4 protein-coding genes and 1 pseudogene are annotated in these 4,206 nt (G+C 65.8%); all 5 read right to left on the bottom strand.

Features of this window, described 5'->3' with window-relative positions; translation table 11 throughout:
• On the bottom strand, window positions 1-909 hold a 909-nt coding region (locus D769_RS15445), incomplete at its 3' end, for a DUF3300 domain-containing protein (protein ID WP_052018104.1).
• A 322-nt stretch (window positions 910-1,231) separates the two neighbouring features.
• Entirely contained in the window at window positions 1,232-1,885 is a 654-nt protein-coding gene (locus D769_RS15440) for a pyridoxamine 5'-phosphate oxidase family protein (RefSeq protein WP_008646553.1), read from the bottom strand.
• Between the two features lie 293 nt (window positions 1,886-2,178).
• The gene (locus tag D769_RS15435) at window positions 2,179-2,472 is read right to left on the bottom strand and encodes a hypothetical protein (protein WP_008646551.1); all 294 of its coding nucleotides are present in this window, start codon (window positions 2,470-2,472) and stop codon (window positions 2,179-2,181) included.
• Between the two features lie 156 nt (window positions 2,473-2,628).
• The gene (locus D769_RS15430) at window positions 2,629-3,843 is read right to left on the bottom strand and encodes an MFS transporter (protein ID WP_008646549.1); all 1,215 of its coding nucleotides are present in this window, start codon (window positions 3,841-3,843) and stop codon (window positions 2,629-2,631) included.
• Window positions 3,844-3,912: 69 nt separating this feature from the next.
• Window positions 3,913-4,206: pseudogene (locus D769_RS15425) on the bottom strand (pyridine nucleotide-disulfide oxidoreductase); the annotation flags it as partial.

Raw genomic sequence — 4,206 nt, 5'->3', positions numbered from 1 at the left:
GGCGCCCGGATCGCGGCCACGGTAGTTGGCGCGCCGGTCGGCGGCGCCAGCCTGCTCGCGGCCGAAACGTTCGCGCGTGGCGTTGTCGCGATAGGCAACGCCCTTGCGATGATCGACGCTGTGCTCCCATCGACTGCTGCCCTGGCCACCTTGCCCACCATTGCGATCGAAATTGCGGTCGATATTGGTGGCCTTGTGGTGGTCGACGTGGACGTCGCCGCCGCCCCAGTTGCAGTCACCGAAGATGGCTGCCGCGGCGGCGAGGCCGAACCCGAATGCCAGGCCGCTGCCAAACGCGTAGCCCGGGTAGTACGCCGGGTAGGGTGGCCAGTAGTAATAGGGGTAGGCGGGATAGGCCCAGCCGCCATAGACCACCGCCGGGTCGTAGGCGGGCACGTAGATCACCTCCGGGTTGGCCGGCTCGATCCGCACGATGGTCTGCGACACCGCGCCCGACGTTGTCGCCGGCTCGACGATCACGCGTTGCTGCTCGTTCGATTGCAGATTGCCGGCATCGCGGGCACGCGCGCGCAGTCGCTGTACCGCTGCGAGCACATCCTTCTCCTGGGCCAGGAATGCGTCACCGAGCTTCTGGGTCCAGTCGAGCTTGTCGTACATCGGTTCGAGGATCTGCGGGAATGCCACCAGCGACTTGACGCTGACGTCCCACGATTCGTTCTGCACGGCCTTGACCGCGGCATCGCCTTTCTCGCCGGGGTGCGACTTCACCCAGCGGGCGGCATAGACGATCTCCAGCGGATAGGTCGACGCCATCAGCACCTGCGACAGCACGGTATCGGGATAGAGCGCGATCGGCGCGACCAGTGCCTCGATCTCCTCGGCCTTGAACGGCGCGGGGGCAGGAGCGGGCTTTTCCTGGGCCATGACGCTGGTTGCCACGAGGGCCATGCCGGCGAGCAGGGCGGCGCCGATGGTGGGCGCCAAGCGTTGCATCCAATGGTGGATCATGGTCTGGCCGCAGTAGTTGTCAGCGTACCTGCACGACTATGGGATGAGATCCGGATGCCTGCAATTTCCCCAAAGGGTAAGGTCGGGCGCGCCGCGCGGGGAATGCTGCTCCGCACGATGGTCGCTTCGGTCCCCATCACTGGTATGTGATAGGGCACCGCACGCGAAAAGTCCAAGCCGGCGACTGGCGGGTGCGTGCTGCTGCATATCGCGCGTCAGCGCTTCAGCACGTTTGCGTGGGCAGTGCCGGCCGGTCAAGCCATCATTGCCGCGCCGCTGTGATCGCCGTGATCGCGTGAGTGGCGGCCTGGATGGCTTCGTCGATCGGCGCCGTGCCGGCAAGACGATGTCGGTGGCGGCGTCCATTGATCTCGACGTCGACGCCGAGCGGATCGATGCCGAGCACGCGCACGCTCTGGGGAACCAGGCGGGACATTTTGCTCACGAGATCGGCTTCCTCTTGCGCGGGGAGCGTGGGCACAGCGTCCAGATCGGCTTGTTCCACCCAACCCATCCTGCCGACGCCGACGATGAACCGCACCTTGAGCGGCTTCAGCCGGAAGAACGCGAAATCGAGCGCCAGCAGGCGTTCGGCGCCGGGCTCATAGCGCAGGTAGCGGTCGCGCAGGGCAGTGGCAGGCTCGAAGCGTTCCGCGTCTCCGACGATCGTCAGTCGGCTGGCGGCCTGCACATCCGTGACTTCCGGTTGCAGCACCGACAGGCTCATTCGTGTATCCGCGAGCAGGTTCTTCGTGTGTTCGGCCAGGGCGCTGATGCAGATGACCGGTTGATGCGCGTGGTCCGTGACGTAGGGCACCACGGTGGCGTAGGGATAGCCGGCCAGGACGGACGATTGCGTGGCAAGCGTGCCGAAGGCGGCTTCGTGCAGCAGATGGATGGCGTGTACGGTGAGCATGCTGATCCCGGGGCTAAGAAGTCATTTCAAAAAGATTCTGGCGTCGTTGCGGGGCCTTGCCGTACTACTTGCACTGTCTGCGGCCCCGCGTCTAGCCAGAACCGCTTCGCTTCATTAAGTCGTGGAGACATGCCGTCATGGTCGCACAGATGATCGGATGACAAAGCGGAGAGGCAAGCGCGGAGACCTTCCTCTCGCTTGCGCTCTCCGCAAGAGCCCGTGGTTCGAGCGTCGCCGCCACGGCATTCGCCTTGACCGTGGCGGTGAACCCCCCGATAACTCGACGCCGGGGCTTACTGCTTCTTGGAGTTGTCCGGAGCAGCGGTCTTGGCAGCGCCGGCCGTCGCGCCGGTGGTGTCAGTGGACTTCGCCATGTCGGTCGTGGCCTTGGCCTTGTGATGCGTGCCCTTGGCGGTGGACTTGTGCGTGCCGGTATGAACGTCGGCCTTGTCCTTGTGGGCGCTGGCCTGAGCCTGCGCCGGTTCCGACTTCGACGGGGTGGCCGAGGCGGCAGCCGGTGCGCCGGTCTGCGCGAAAACGGTACCGACGAAAGCGACGGATGCGAGAGCAGCGAACAGCTTCTTCATGATGTCAACTCCTGGGAGATTGTTAGCTCGACAATGCGTCGTGCTTACCGGAAAAAACGGCACGCGAGCGGTCGCCGTTGACGCCGGAGTCGTGACAATCCGTAAGTTGTGCAACACGAACAGGAAGGTTGCCTTCGCAAGGCGCTCAGCTGAATCTCAGCGGGTGGCCGCCCCGGAGGCGGGGTGGTTGCGAAGCCGGTGGATCAGCAGTGCGATGGTCAGCACGCAGAAGCCCGCGCCGGCGTGGAACGTGGCGGCGGCGCCGTGCCGGTCCCACAGCCAGCCGGCCATGACACTGGCTACCAGCAACGCCAGCCCGCTGGCCAGATTGAAAACGCCGAATGCAGTGCCACGCAGATCCGCAGGTGCTGCATCGGCGACCATCGTGGCCAGCAATCCCTGGGTCATGCCCATATGCAGGCCCCACAGCGCGACACCGGCCAGTGCGATGCTCCAGTGCGAGCCGAGTGCGAGCACCGTATCCGCGACGATCAGTACGGCCAGGCCAGCCACCAGGAGCTTGTCATGGCTGCAGTTGTCCGCGAGCTTGCCGAACGGATAGGCCGTGACCGCGAAGACTGCGTTCATCGTTACCAGCACCAGCGGCGCCATGAACAGCGGCAGCCCTTCCTGCTGGACGCGCAGGATCAGGAATGCCTCGCTGAATCGGGCCAGCGCGAAGGCGGTGCCCACGGCAACCACGCCCCAGTAGGCCGGGCCGAGCCGCGCGAGGTTGGCGCGCCGGATCGGATTCACACGCTTGTCCCCGGTCTGGGTTTGCGGTTCCTTCACGCCGAATGCGAGCAAGGCAACGGACAGCACGCCGGGCACCACCGCCACCCAGAAGATGGCGCGGAAGTCGTTCGCCCAGAGCATCATCAGCCCGATCGCGATCAAAGGGCCGAGGAATGCGCCAACCGTGTCGAGTGCCTGCCGCAGCCCGAACGCCGCGCCGCGCAGATGAGCGGGCGCGATATCGGCCACCAGCGCATCGCGCGGCGCGCCGCGAATGCCCTTGCCGATGCGGTCGGACAGGCGTGCCGCCAGTATCGTGCCGACGCCGGGCGCCACCGCGAAGAGCGGCTTGGACAGCGCGCCGAGCCCATAACCGAGCACGGCCAGCGTCTTCCGCTTGCCGAGGTAATCACTGAGGACGCCCGAGAAGACCTTGACGATCAGGGCGGTGGCTTCGGCCGCGCCTTCGATCAGCCCCACGGCCAGCGCACTGGCGCCGAGCGTGGTGACCATGAAGACGGGCAGCAGGCTGTGGATGATCTCCGAGGAGATATCCATCAGCAGGCTGACGCATCCAAGCATCCAGATGCCGGACGGGATCTGTCGCAGGGTGCTGGCGGGAGCGCGCGTTGCCATGGCATTGGTCGATGGCGTGCGCGAACGCGCACGATCCCGCCTTTTTACTACAGGAAGGCCGTGCCTGGCTTAGCGACCCTGAAGTTCGGGATTCGCGAGCCATTCGCGGCCCTTGAGCATCCCGCGCCAGTAAAGCGGCGGCAGAATCCGCTCCTTGAGCCACCATGCCATGCGCGAGGGTCGTTTGCCTTCGATGAACCAGCTCGGGAATGTCGGCGCGACCTTGCCGCCGTACGTGAATTCGGCCAGCACGATCTTGCCGCGTTCGACGGTGAGCGGGCACGAGCCGTAGCCGTCATAGCGCGCTTCGCCCCGTGCCGCGCCGCGCTCGGCCAGCAGGTTGTGCGCCACCACCGGCGCCTG

The sequence above is a fragment of the Cupriavidus sp. HMR-1 genome (assembly GCF_000319775.1).
Taxonomy (GTDB): domain Bacteria; phylum Pseudomonadota; class Gammaproteobacteria; order Burkholderiales; family Burkholderiaceae; genus Cupriavidus; species Cupriavidus metallidurans.
The sequence above is the reverse complement of the archived record's forward strand: the minus strand, read 5'-3'. Positions and strand labels throughout refer to the sequence as shown.